This window comes from Methylobacterium sp. 275MFSha3.1 (assembly GCF_900108435.1).
Classification (GTDB): Bacteria; Pseudomonadota; Alphaproteobacteria; order Rhizobiales; family Beijerinckiaceae; genus Methylobacterium.
Window position 1 is genome coordinate 1 of sequence record NZ_FNWP01000056.1, and the last position, 11,849, is coordinate 11,849.

Here is an 11,849-nt window from a genome sequence, read left to right on the forward strand (position 1 = left end):
AAGCAGAGTGGGACCCAGCTCGCGGATACCATCAGGGCCAGCGGTCAACATGAACGACTGCATCGACAGGCCGGACACAAGACTGCACCCGACCAACGCGTCAGAAGCTCTATTCGCCACTTGCAATGCGGGAGCCATCCACACAGGACAGGCTGCAATCGGCCAGCATCTGCCACCACGAAGCGCCCGCCTGAACGTCTCAGATGGGTGGATTGCCGCCGGTCTTCTTTCGCGCAAAATTCGACAAGAGCCGACCTCAAAATTTAAGTCAAACACCTATCAGGTTGACCGAACCGAAGTGATGATGGCTCGATGTAAGCAGCCGCATTGAGCCGGTGTCTGTGGTCTTGCTCACGGCGCCAAGCCCATGAAATCTCGCATCGGAGCGGGATCGGTCCGGAGAGCTGAGGCCTGTCCCTCATAGACGACATGGCCGTTGTTGAAGCCGTAGACCCGGTCGGCGAAGCTCAGGACCGCCGCGACGTTCTGCTCGACCACGACGATCGTGCGCCCTTCCTGGGCAAGACGCTTCGTCAACTCGACCAGATCCTGCACGATCAGGGGGGCCAGCCCCTCGAAGGGCTCGTCGAGGAGCAGGATGCGGGGGTCGCGGATCAAGGCGCGGGCGATCGAGAGCATCTGCTGCTCGCCCCCTGAAAGGGTTCGCCCCCGCGAGGTGCGTCGCTCCTTCAGCCGAGGGAAGACATCCCAGATCCGGTCGATGGGCCAGGCCTTCGGCGCGGTCAGCCGCGCGACGCGCAGGTTCTCCTCGACGGTCAGTCCGCCGAACACCGCCCGCTCCTCGGGCACGAGTTGCATGCCCACCCGGGCGATCTTCGAGGGGGGAAGCCCATGGATCGGCTTCCCGTCCAGCCGGATCGCGCCGCGCCGGGGGCTCAGCACGCCCATGAGGGTGCGCAAGGTCGTGGTCTTACCCGCGCCGTTGCGGCCGAGCAGAGCCACCACCTCGTTTTCCTCGACCCGCAGGGAAACGCCGAACAGGACGTGCGAATCCCCATAGAGGGTATCGATGCCCTCGACTTCGAGCAGGCTCATGCGGCGCTCCCGACAATGGCATCGGCCTCAGCGGGTCCGGCCCCGAGATAGGCCCGCTGCACGGCGGCGTCCCGGCGGACGCTGTCAGCGGGGCCATCGGCCAGCAGTCGGCCTTCGCAGAGGACGGTGATTCGCTCGGCCAGCTCGAAGATCGCGTCGAGGTCGTGCTCCACCACGACGACTGTGCAGGCCTTCGCGATGCGCCGGATCAGGGCGCAGGTCGCCGCCCGTTCCGAAAGGCTCATGCCCGCCAGCGGCTCATCGAGGAGCAGGACGTTCGGGCTGGTGGCCAGCGCCATGCCAATTTCGAGGCGCCGCTTCTCGCCATAGGCCAGGACGCTCGCCGGTGTGTTGGCACGTGCGCCGAGATCGAGGAGGTCCATCAGCGTCGCGATCTGAGCCTCCACCTCGGGGCGGCCCTCGGCGGGGGCGAGGAGATCGAGGCGGAAGCGGCCCCGCGCCCGTGCCAGCGCGGCGACCCGCAGGTTCTCCCGCACCGACAAGTTGAGAAAGAGCTGGTTGAGCTGGTTGCTCTTCGCGACGCCTCGCTGGGCCGCCCGGCTCACCCCGCCACCGGTTAGCCGCTCTCCGAACAGCAGCACCTCGCCCGCGCTGGGGCTCACCTCGTCGGAGAGCATCTTGAACAGGGTGCTCTTGCCCGCCCCGTTCGGCCCGATGACCGCGTGGATCGAACCCCGGCGTACGGTGAAGCTCACCCCGTCTACCGCCTTCAGGCCGCCGTAGTGGCGGGCCAGCCCGCGCGCCTCCAGGGCGATTTCGCCATGGGCACTGCGTCCATCGACGTCCGGGCGCGGCATCGGCAGGGCGATCTCGGCCGGGATGGCCCGGACCGGCGCTTCGCCCGTGGCCTCGATCGCCTCGGTCCGGGCGAGTTCCACGTGCAGGCGGCGGGCCTCCCGGCGGCGGTGCCAGAGGTGCAGGATTTCCCCGCAGATGCCCCGGCGCAGGCCGATCACGAGGCCGATGAAGGCGAGGCCCAGGACGAGCTTCCACAGGGGGCCGAGGCCGGGGATGAGTTGCAGGTTGTCACGCAGCCAGAGCCAGAGGGCCGCGCCGACGAGCGGCCCGACCAGCGTGCCGACGCCACCGACGATGGTCTGCACCACGAGTTGCCCCGAGGTCTCCAGGGCGAAGGCGTCGGGCGGCATGTAGCTCTGGAACGGCCCGAGCATCGCCCCGGCGAGGCCGGCATAGAGGGCGGCGATCGTGAAGGCGGCGAGCTTGTAGGCCGGGACGTCGTGGCCGAGCATCGCCACGCGGGCGGTGTTTTCCTTCACCGCCCGCAGGATCAATCCCACGGGGGATTTCGCGATACGGCGGGCCAGGACGAAGCCGATGAGGAAGGTGGCCGCCAGCAGCGCATACATCGGCAGCCCGGCGGTGAAGCGCGTCGCGCTCGCCCCGAAGCCGATCGTGGGCAGGGGCACCCCGGCGATGCCGTTCTCACCGCCGGTCCAATCGGAGAGCGGTGAGTTCTGGATGAAATAGGCCATCTGGCCGAAGGCCAGGGTGATCATGGCGAAGTAGATGCCAATGCGCCGCACGGCGAGCCAGCCGACGAGGAGGCCGAACAGCCCTGCGGCTAGCGTCCCGGCCAGGAGGGCGAGCCAGACGCTCCCCACTGTGCCGGAGACGAGGAGAGTGGCGGCGACGAAACCGCCCGTGCCGTAGAAGGCGGCTTGCCCGAAGGAGAGGAGGCCCGCGAGTCCGAATAGGATGTCGAGCCCGAGGCCGAACAGCGCCCAGTTGAGCGCGCGCGACAGCAGATCGTGCGAGAAGCCGAGCGGCGGAAGCAGGACGGGGGCGGCCAGGAGGAAGGCGGCGAGCGCCAGTTCGGGGAGGATGCGGCGCAGGGCAGAAAGCATCACACGCGGCCCTCCGTGCCGAACAGGCCCTGCGGGCGGGCCACGAGCACGAGGGCCATCAGGCCGTAGAGCATCACCTCCGAATAGGCGGAGCTGAAGGCGCTCGTCAGGCTGATGATCTCGCCTGCGATGAGCCCGCCTACCACCGCGCCGGGGAACGAGCCCAGCCCGCCCAGCACGATGACCACGAAGGATTGCACCATGAAGGTCGCGCCCATGTCGGGCGTCACCGAGACGACGGGGGCGTAGAGCATTCCCGCGAGCCCCACGGCGACGATGCCGATGGCGAAGACGAGGAGGAAGGTGCGACGCACGTCGATGCCAAGGATGCCGACCATGCCGGCATTCTCGATCCCCGCCCGCACCAAGAGGCCGATCGCCGTGCGGTACAGGACGAGGTAGAGGGCCAGAAGAAGCGCCGCGACGATGCCGATCAGTTGGAGCCGGTATGTCGGGTAGACGAGGAATCCGAGTTTCGTCGCCCCGACGCCCCAGGAGGGCACCGGCACGCGCTGGCTGTTCCCGCCGAACCACGCGCGCAGCGCCTCCACGAGCACGATGCCGATGCCGTAGGTGACGAGGATCTGGTCCTCGTCGGGCCGCGCGTAGAAGTGGCGGATCACCAGCCGCTCCATGGCGAAGCCGATGATCAGCATGACCGCACAGCCACCGAGCAGGGCGAGCAGGAAGGAATGCGTCGCCGACATCATCACGAAGGCGGTGTAGGCGCCCACGGCGAACAGCGCGCCGTGGGCGAAGTTGAGCACGCCGAGCGTGCCCAGAATGATGGTGAGGCCGCTGGATACGAGCGCCAGCAGGCTTCCGAGGGCGAGGCCGTTGAAGGCCTGGGAGAGGAGAACCGCCGTGCTCGGCATGTTGGCCTCCTCAGGTGTAGGAGCCGAGCTTGCAGCCGAACAGGTCGGGCGGGTTCATCACGCTCTCGCCCTCGACCACGTCCACGACCTCGTAGAAATCCTCCGGGCCCTTCATCGCGCCGGGCGCCTTGCCCTTCAGGATCGGGATCGGGCGGACCATCTGATGGTCCTCGGCGCGGTAGTAGACCTTGCCGATGGTCGAGTCGTAAGGCTGGCTCTTCGAGGCCTCCATCGCCTTGATCATGTCCACGGGATTGAACCCGCCGACGCGCTCTACCGTGAGCGCCCAGAGATAGGTCTGCATGTAGGCGATATGCGCACCCCAGCGCGGGTGATACTTGTTCTTCTCCAGGAAACTCGCCACGAACGTCTTGGCCAGCGGGTAGCGGTCCTCCAGCGTCCACCAGAAATCACAAGAGCCGTAGACGTCCTGCATCAGCTCGGCGCCCAATTCCTTGTCCTGGAAGGAGGACAGGTTCGGCACCACGAGCTTCATGCTCGACAGGACGCCGAATTGCTCGGCCTGCTTGGTCGAGGCCACCGCATCGGCCCCGAAGCAGATGTTCACGAAGACGTCGGCGCCGCTATTGGCGATGTTGAGCAGCGCCGAGCTGTAATCGGCGGTGCCCAAGGGCACCGTCTCCTTCAGCACCTGCGTCCAGCCCGATTCCTTGGCGAATTTAGCGAAGGAGTCATAGACCGTCTGGCCGTAGGTGTAGTCCGGCACCAGGAAAGCCATCTTGCGCTTCGGACCGAGCGCTTTGGCGACCACCGGAGCCAGCGCCTTGGCAGCCATGTAGGCGTTCTGCTGCGAGCGGAAGCCATAACGCTGGCAATTCTTGCCGGTGACGTCGTTCGAGCCGGCGATGCCGACCATGTAGAGGACCTTGTCGCGACTCGCGAGTTCTTCGAGAGCGATCGCTTCCGAACTGCTCACCGAGCCCGAGAACTGAATCGCCTTGTCGCGCTGGATAAACTGCGTCGCCGCCTGCACCGCGACGTTGGGCTTCCCCTCAGTGTCGGCGACCTTGTACCGGATCTGGCGCCCGAGAACGCCCTTGCGCTTGAGGCCCCAGGCGGCCGGGATCTCGCCGCCCGCATTAATCTGCGCGATGGCGAGTTCGTAGCCGAGCTTCAGGTCGTTGCCATCACCCGAGAAGACCCCGGTCAACGGCATGTTCAGGCCTACGAAAACGGAATCCGCGCCGACGCCATCCGGGAAGGTGCCGATCCCGGCGGGCGATTGCGCCCGGGCCAAGCCCGGCAGCATCAGCCCGGCGGCGCCCCCGAGGAGCAGCTTGCGACGGTCGAACAGCATGGCGGATCTCCGCTGAAAGGGGGGTCGGAAGGAAGCTCAGCAAGTCACGCGCCGTCGCCGGGAAGCGCGGCGGGGAGGGGTATGGTCGAAGGCGAGAAATCAGGATCGCGGAAGGTCGCGGGCGCGAGGCGGCGGCGGTTCACCGTCAGATCGAACACGTCGAAGCGGTTGTAGTAGCCGACCACGTCATGGAACTGCTTCGGCTCGATGCAGGAAGCGAGATCGATGTCGGCATAGAGGATCCCCTCCTCTTGCAGCGCCTCGCCGATCTGTGCGCCGGTCGGATCGAGGAAGAACGAGGCCGCGCGCGGCGTCCCTTCCAGCACGTCCGCGGCGCGGGGATCGCAGGCGGCGATGATGTCGAAGGCCCTGCGGTCGAGCACGCTAGCGGTGACGAGGCCGAAGACCTTGGCCTCGAAGCAATGGGCGCCCGCCCGGAGCCGGTTGGCCGCGAGGTTGTCGTAGTTGCCACCGCCCGCCGGACGGCGCGTCGGCCAGACCGGCGGCCAGGACGAGATGTGAAACTGCTCGCCCTGGGCCATCAGGCTGTAGCGAGCGAGCGGGTTGGTATTCTCGCCACAGATGAGCTGGCCGATCCGCCCGATCGCCGTCTCCACGACCTTTAGCCCGGCCCCGTCGCCCGCCGCCCAGATCAGCTTCTCGTAGAAGGTCGGGACGAGCTTGCGGTGGTGGTTCAGGATCTCGCCAGTCTCGCCGATCAGCAGGTTGCTGTTCCACAGGCAGGCGACGCTGACGGGCGAGCGCTCGCTGAGGCCGAGGGAGACGACGACGCCCGCCGCCTTCGCGGCCTCGCGGATGCGGGCGATCTCCGGCCCCTCGATCAGGACCGACTGGTCGGCCATGCGCGCGAACAGGTCGTGGTTGTCGATCGGCGCCGCGAGGGCGGCCCAGACCGGGAAGGCCGGGATGAAGGTTTCCGGAAAGGCTACGAGGGCCGCGCCGGCCCTGGCCGCCTCGTGGATGAGCGAGACCGCCTTGTCCGTGGTCGCCCTCGCGTCGAGGAAGACCGGTGCGGCATGGATCGCGGCTGCCTTGAAACGGGGATGCATGGTTGGCCCTTTCGAGGCCGAGCTTAGGCACCCGCGCCGCCGCTTGAAGCGGACAAATCCGCAAGCGCCCTTGCACGCATCCCAAGCCGCCGAGGTGGCGCGAGTCTTGCGGTGCAAGAGACCATGCGCGCCCTCGCTCAGCTCGACTGGGATGACCTGAAGGTCTTCGTCCATGCCGCCCGTGGGGGCAGCCTCGCGGGGGCCGCCAAGAGGCTACGGGTTGATCAATCGACGGTCAGCCGCCGCCTCGCCCATTTGGAATCCGCGCTCGGCGTCTCCCTGTTCGAGCGCGTGCCGTCAGGCCTTCGGCTGAGTGAGGCCGGCCAACGCCTGCTCCGCCATGCCGAGCGGGTCGAGAGCGCCATCATCGCTATGGAGGAAGAAGTCACCCCCGGCTCGGGACAGGCCGGAGGCCGCGTCCGGCTCGCGACGATGGAGGGTATCGCCTCGCTCTACCTCGCGGAGCGGTTCTTGCAGTTGCACGAGACGCATCCCGACCTCACCGTCGAGCTGCTGACCTCACCCCAGACGGTCTATGTGAACCGCCGGGAGGCAGACCTCTTCCTGAGCTTCTTCAAGCCACCGGGGCAGGGGCTCGTCTCAGAGCGGATCGGCCGCTTCCGGCTTGGGCTCTACGCCTCACCGGGCTACCTCGACCAGGCGGGAATACCGCGATCCATCAAGGATCTGGAGCGCCACGCCTTCGTCACCTACGTCGAGGATCTCGTGCAGGTCGATTGCGTGCGTTGGCTCGACGAGATCATTGTGAACCGGCGTACTGTGTTTCATTCGACAAGCATGATCGCCCAGAAACAGGCGGCGGCCGGCGGGCTCGGCATTGTCCTTCTCCCAAGCTTCGCGGTTGCTGGACGTGACCTCCTGGTCCCTGTAATGCACGATGACTTGTCGACGACCCGAGATCTCTGGCTTAACGTCCACACCGACCTGCAATTCTCGCCCCGCATTAGGGCAGTCTCGGCGTTCCTGAAAACCCTGTTCCGCTCCGACCCCTCGCTGCAGGTTGGTCTTCGGCTTTCGCAATCGGTCTCGGTTTCAGGGTCCGCAATATCTTCGAAGGACTGGCCCGAACTCGCCCAGGCCGGTTGATTATTTTTGCTGAAAAATATCAATAATTGTTGGTTGATTGATATTTATAGAATTCATTCAGGTGGATAATTAGTATACTACCGTTTTGTTCGACCTTCCTTCTGCGATCTGAATTCCATTCTAGTGCAAATGTCCCTTTGGGGAACCGCACCAATCGTTTCCTGTGGCCAAGGTGTGTCGATAGGAGGCTGTCTGCTTCCCGGCAGCTACTCCCAAAAGCGGACCGACGGTTTTCGGCCATCTGCTGCCACGTTTCGCTTGCCTGCACGTCTCAGATGGGTGGTTTTCCGCCCGTCCGCTTCTGGACGGCGGATGCATCGAAGCGGACATCGTCCACGCGCGCTTACAGGGAGAGAACATATCATCGGCGATTGTCTCCGCCGGGTCTCAGTTCGTCGATGTGGTACGCCATCGAGGGTGCCAGTCGCGCGATGTGTGGCTGCCATCGTGCCCGTTGCGCGACATAAATCTCGGCGCCTGCCTCGTTGGGCATCGCCTCGATCCCAGCTGTAGAGAGTTGCCTAACAGCTTCTGCAAAGCGGGTGCGCCACGCCTCGCTCTCGGCTCTGCTGACGTCCGCTGGCGTGGGCATATCTCCGGGTAAGAATGTCGTTTCAAGCGTGACCACGAGCAGCATGGCGACGCGCCAGATTGCGTCGACGGCGGCAGCCTCCTTCAGCCATGCGCCTGTCGGCCTCCGATCCCGCTGCGGATCAGCGACACCGTGTCGAGGGCGACGAAGACTTGTGCCGAGACCGAATAAAAGGGCTGACGGAAGCGAAAGTAGAACAGCACGGGATAGAAGTGATGCGCCTCCTTCATCTCGGACAAGGACGCCGCCAGATCGGCCAGATGGGTGTAGCCTGAACTAAACTGTCCCTGTGGCCCGAGCCGCGCCAGCAACTCGGCCGCATCGGCGCTCTCACCCGTCAGGAGATGCAGCTTCAGCCCGAGGGCATTGCGTTGCCGGAGGGCGCTGTAGACCTGCATCACGTAGGTCAGGACCAGCGACGTCGCCGACATGCCGACGAGGGAGTTTACAAGATAGAGGATGCGGTAGCTATCGGTGACCGGCTTGAAGTCGCTGGCCCCCACGATCGCCATGCTGCTGCCGCCCGCGTAGAGGGCGGTCATGAAGTCGGCCGGCGTCTCGCCACTGCTCGCCCGAACCGCCACACCGAGCGCGGGGTGGATGATCAGGCCGGCTCCGAGGGTAAGCCCCAAGGCCCAGAGCAGGACGTAGACGATGAGGATGACCGGGCCGCAGAAGGACAGCACGGCGCCCCGCTTCTGCCCGGCCGCATCGGCGGCGGCGCGGAAGATCGCCCAAGTGAGATGGGCGATCCTGTCCGCGATCAGACCTGTCCCGATGCGCGCGTAGAGGACCGTCAGGAAGATGTCGGCGAGGACGAGGCTCATGACGAGCACGCCCGATGCCTGTTCGAGGACGGGCAGGATCAGGCCAGACATCCTTCCGACCTCAGGCGTTCGTTAGGGTCCAAGGACGCATCGCTTCTGGGCCGATGATGTCGGGCGGCGGTTTGAAGCCGCGTGCCGCGCCCCGCATCGCCTCGGCACGACGGCGGAAGCCGCTGCGGCGGCGGTAATCGCGTCGGACCCTCTCAGACGGAGCGAGGGGGGCTTCCGAGAGGCTCCGCGCACAGATCACGTCGATTGCGGTAACACCGGCCAGAGCCACAAGAGCGGTCAGCACGTTGTCCTTGCGCGGGTTATGGCCCTCCAGCCCGGGCAGCACCGTGGCGATGTCGAGCGCGTCGCCGGCCACGCGTACCGAGATCCACGGGGTCGGGTCGCTTGCACCCAGGATCCCGGCCCCTTGGAGGAGTTCGCGCACGCCGTAGGCTCGGATGACTGGAGCCGAGCGCGGCATTCCGAGCCATCGAGCGATGGCTCCTGCACACGCCAATTCGGTCACCCCGAGGCCAATCGAGAACCAACCTAAGCCTTGGGCAAGCTCCCGAGTTGCGGGATCTGGTCTGCGGCGCGGGTCTGAAACGAGATAGCTCGGCAACTCGGAGCGATCGGGATCGCCGCTTCGGCGGCGTTGAGACATGGCCTCAGACATGCTGACTTCCTCGCTGGAGCACGGAGGGCGAAGTGAGCAGGCCCGCCATAGCTCGACGGGCCGCGAAACTACTCAGGGTCTGAGCACGACCTTGATGCAGTTGTCCTTCTTGTCGCGGAAGGTCTTGTACATCTCGGGACCTTGATCGAGCTTGGCCCGATGGGTGATGACGAAGGACGGGTCGATCTGACCGTCGTCGATGCGCTTGACGAGGTCATCGGTCCATCGGTTCACGTGGGTCTGCCCCGTGCGGATGGTCAGACCCTTGTTCATGAGGGCTCCCATCGGCACCTTGTCGATGAGCCCGCCATAGACGCCCGGGATCGACAGGATGCCGGCGGGCCGGCAGACATAGATCATCTCGCGCAGCACTGAAGCGCGGTCGCTCTCCAGCATCACCGCCTGCTTGACGCGGTCGTAGGCGTGTTCGAGCGCGCGTGGTGAATGCGCCTCCATACCGACGGCGTCGATACACTTCTCTGGGCCCTTGCCGCCCGTGAGTTCGTTCAGCCGCTCGACCGTGCTTTCCTGGCTATTGTCGATGGTGATCGCACCACCCGCGCGCGTCATCTCCAGGCGCTCGGGCACGCTGTCGATGCAGACCACCTGCTTGGCACCGAGCAGGAGTGCCGATCGGATCGTCATCTGCCCGACCGGACCAGCGCCCCAGACCGCGACCGTATCGGTCGGCTGGATATCGGCCTGTACAGCCGCCTGCCAGCCAGTCGGGAAGATGTCGCCGAGGAACAGCACCTGCTCGTCGGTCAGGTTCTCCGGAACCTTGATGTGCGTCTTGTCGGCAAACGGCACGCGGACGTACTCGGCCTGCCCGCCCTGGTACCCGCCCGTGAGGTGGGTGTACCCGAACAGTCCCGCGGTGGTGTGCCCGAAGGCTTTGTCGGCGATGTCCTTGTTGCGGTTCGAGCGTTCGCAGACGGAGAAGTAGCCGCGCTTACACTGGTCGCACTCGCCACAGATGATCGTGAACGGCACGACGATGCGCTCCCCTTTCTTGAGCGCGCCATTGACGCCTTTGCCGGTCTCGACGACTTCGCCCATGAACTCGTGGCCCATGACGTCGCCCTTCTCCATGCCGGGCATGAAGTGGTCGTAGAGGTGCAGGTCCGAGCCGCAGATCGCGCAGGCGGTGACCTTGATGATCGCGTCGCGATCATCCTCGATTTTGGGATCCGGAACCGTGTCGCAGCGGATGTCCTCAGTGCCGTGCCAAACCAGCGCCTTCATGGAACATCTCCTAACATGTATGAGCTTTTTCATTCCCCTGCGTTAGATCTTCTCGTCCGAAGCGGGCTTCAGCTTGAAAAGTTTCATGCCATGAGCGCGAAAAGCAAAATCTCAATGACACCCGTATCGACGTGTAACCTTGACAATAATTCATTCGATGATGATTTTCGATCGTTCTACAGATTGTTGGCGACCAGATTTGGCAAAACTATCTGGTGGACAAGACCGGTAGCCGCCGAGCTAATCCGGTGACGCGAACGGATACGCCCTGTCGGACCGGGCAAGTGCACACGACGTCTGCTTCAGCGCAGGCTTGGACCACCGGCATCGACCGCCGCAGGCCGGACGCTTAGTGTTTGCTTCGGGACGAAAGGCCAAGGTTCGGTTGCAACCCGAGCCGAAGTCGCTGGAAATTTGACGAACGGCTGCTTTTGAGAAGCGTCGATAGGTGTCGGCGCGACCGGGTTGGGTCGGCAGCGGCCCGTCCGCATCGGGAGAAGGTGGCCGCCGCTCAGGAGGTTGGGGGCGCCCCTCCGGATAATCCGTCGATCGCGGCCTCGATCGCGGCGACCGCCTCGTCCCGCGTGAGAAGGGCCGTATCCACCACTAGCCTGGGCGAGGTCCACGGCACGTAGTCGCGTTCCACGACTGACGACCAAGAGGGAAGCTCGAACCCGGCTATGTCCGCGGTTCTGGCCTCGACGCGGCGTCGATGCTCAACCCCATCGCTACAGATGACCTCGATCTCAAGGAGGCGCGCGTCCTCTCGGTGCGCTACGTCCCGCCAGCCCTTTCGGCTCTCCGGGACTGGATTGACGCTGTCGGCGATCACCAAGCTGCCGAGCCTGAGGTTCGATGCGGCAACGGCGAAGGCCACCACGTAACCTGCCGCACCGATCTCGGAGCCGAGCTTCGCTTGGTGGGTCAGCGCATGCTCGATCTCGTCCACACGGACGTAGGCAGCGGAACGCCTGACCGCGAGGGCCTTCCCCAAGGTCGTCTTGCCTGTGCCGGGTAGTCCGCCGAGGACGACGAGCATGCGGGCCTCCAGGGCTCTGCTACGTCCGCTTATAGGGTTAGCCGGGTTGATCGTGAACGACTGCGTCGGGTCGGTAGCAGGCCGTCTTGTGTGGATGGCTCCCGCATTGCAAGTGGCGAATTGAGCTTCTGACGCGTTGGTCGGGTGCAGTCTTGTGTCCGGCCTGT

The 11,849-nt window shown here is 65.2% G+C and carries 10 protein-coding genes; 1 reads left to right on the forward strand and 9 read right to left on the reverse strand.

The genetic code is table 11. The features are described 5' to 3' along the window. Positions 1 to 351: 351 nt before the first annotated feature. The 5 genes from BLW78_RS30215 to BLW78_RS30235 are packed head-to-tail and all read right to left on the reverse strand — an operon-like array spanning position 352 to position 6,205. On the reverse strand, positions 352 to 1,056 hold the full coding sequence (locus BLW78_RS30215) for an ABC transporter ATP-binding protein (RefSeq protein ID WP_091683981.1): 705 nt from the start codon (positions 1,054 to 1,056) through the stop codon (positions 352 to 354). Next, positions 1,053 to 2,942, reverse strand: a complete 1,890-nt coding sequence (locus BLW78_RS30220; RefSeq protein WP_091683983.1) for a branched-chain amino acid ABC transporter ATP-binding protein/permease — start codon at positions 2,940 to 2,942, stop codon at positions 1,053 to 1,055. The genes BLW78_RS30215 and BLW78_RS30220 overlap by 4 nt, the downstream gene beginning before the upstream one ends. Beyond that, the gene (locus tag BLW78_RS30225) at positions 2,942 to 3,817 is read right to left on the reverse strand and encodes a branched-chain amino acid ABC transporter permease (protein ID WP_091683985.1); all 876 of its coding nucleotides are present in this window, start codon (positions 3,815 to 3,817) and stop codon (positions 2,942 to 2,944) included. Before BLW78_RS30225 ends, BLW78_RS30220 begins: the two co-directional genes overlap by 1 nt. Positions 3,818 to 3,827: 10 nt before the next feature. Then, positions 3,828 to 5,135 carry an ABC transporter substrate-binding protein gene (locus BLW78_RS30230; RefSeq protein WP_091683987.1) on the reverse strand — a complete coding sequence of 436 codons (1,308 nt, stop codon included), beginning with the start codon at positions 5,133 to 5,135 and terminating at the stop codon, positions 3,828 to 3,830. A 44-nt stretch (positions 5,136 to 5,179) separates the two neighbouring features. Beyond that, complete coding sequence (locus BLW78_RS30235) at positions 5,180 to 6,205, reverse strand: carbon-nitrogen hydrolase family protein (protein WP_091683989.1); 1,026 nt, start codon at positions 6,203 to 6,205, stop codon at positions 5,180 to 5,182. 123 nt (positions 6,206 to 6,328) lie between these two features. Here BLW78_RS30235 and BLW78_RS30240 point away from each other — a divergent pair, with 123 nt between their 5' ends. Then, a complete protein-coding gene (locus BLW78_RS30240) occupies positions 6,329 to 7,312 on the forward strand; it encodes a LysR family transcriptional regulator (protein WP_091683998.1) in 984 nt (327 codons plus the stop codon). Positions 7,313 to 7,987: 675 nt separating this feature from the next. Here the strand turns inward: BLW78_RS30240 and BLW78_RS30245 are convergent. The 4 genes from BLW78_RS30245 to BLW78_RS30260 all read right to left on the reverse strand — a co-directional run bounded on the left by BLW78_RS30245 (position 7,988) and on the right by BLW78_RS30260 (position 11,682). Next, positions 7,988 to 8,782, reverse strand: coding sequence for a two pore domain potassium channel family protein (locus BLW78_RS30245; RefSeq protein ID WP_244527116.1), 795 nt, complete (start codon positions 8,780 to 8,782; stop codon positions 7,988 to 7,990). 10 nt (positions 8,783 to 8,792) lie between these two features. Continuing rightward, on the reverse strand, positions 8,793 to 9,398 hold the full coding sequence (locus tag BLW78_RS30250; protein WP_091683991.1) for a cyclase dehydrase: 606 nt from the start codon (positions 9,396 to 9,398) through the stop codon (positions 8,793 to 8,795). Between the two features lie 72 nt (positions 9,399 to 9,470). Continuing rightward, a complete protein-coding gene (locus BLW78_RS30255) occupies positions 9,471 to 10,643 on the reverse strand; it encodes a zinc-dependent alcohol dehydrogenase (RefSeq protein WP_091683994.1) in 1,173 nt (390 codons plus the stop codon). Between the two features lie 511 nt (positions 10,644 to 11,154). Further along, positions 11,155 to 11,682, reverse strand: coding sequence for a P-loop nucleotide/nucleoside kinase family protein (locus BLW78_RS30260; protein WP_091683996.1), 528 nt, complete (start codon positions 11,680 to 11,682; stop codon positions 11,155 to 11,157). Positions 11,683 to 11,849 lie beyond the last annotated feature (167 nt).